Below are 630 nucleotides of genomic sequence, written 5' to 3'. Positions count from 1 at the left end.
CTCGTCGGCCGTGCCTTCGGGCAGTTCGGCGAGGATGCGCGCTTCAGGAAGATTGGGCGTGGCAATGATCGACAGCGGCAGCAGACGCTCGCGCATCGCATAGCCGACCTCGTCCTTGCCCAGGCGTCCGCCGCCGCCGGCACGCAGCACCGGGTCGCAGACCACTGGCAGGTGCGGGTGCGCCGAGAGCAGTTCGACCACGGTGTCGACCATCTCCAGCGACCCGAGCATGCCCAGTTTCACTGCGGCGACTTCGGAGTCGTTGAGCACGGCGTTGGCCTGGGCCAGTACCCACTCACGGTCGAGGACGCGGAAGTCAGTGACGTTGACGGTGTCTTGCACGGTCAGGGCGGTGACGGCCGGAGCCGCATGGCAACACTGCGCGAGCAGGGCTTCGATATCTGCCTGCAAGCCGGCGCCACCACTGGGGTCGTGGCCGGAGAGACAGAGGACAACGGGGCGGGAGCTGTAGATATTCATGGTGCGCGAGCTTACCACCAAAGCTGATTTTGGGGTGTGGGTGGCAGAGCAAGATAAATGCAGGAGCTGCCGGAGGCTGCGATCTTTGACGTTCCTGACCATTCCAACAGCTCTATCTCGGTGCTTTGCCCTGGAACGCCCGTTCTAGAG

1 protein-coding gene is annotated in these 630 nt (G+C 64.1%); it reads right to left on the bottom strand.

Annotated elements, in window-relative coordinates:
* The coding region (locus J5M71_RS26480; RefSeq protein ID WP_207838432.1) for a bifunctional hydroxymethylpyrimidine kinase/phosphomethylpyrimidine kinase at positions 1–480 on the bottom strand (480 nt) is incomplete at its 3' end.
* Positions 481–630 lie beyond the last annotated feature (150 nt).

It is taken from the genome of Pseudomonas sp. 43(2021) (assembly GCF_017490805.1).
GTDB lineage: Bacteria > Pseudomonadota > Gammaproteobacteria > Pseudomonadales > Pseudomonadaceae > Aquipseudomonas.
Note: the sequence above shows the minus strand (reverse complement) of the source record. Positions and strands in the feature narration are given on the sequence as shown.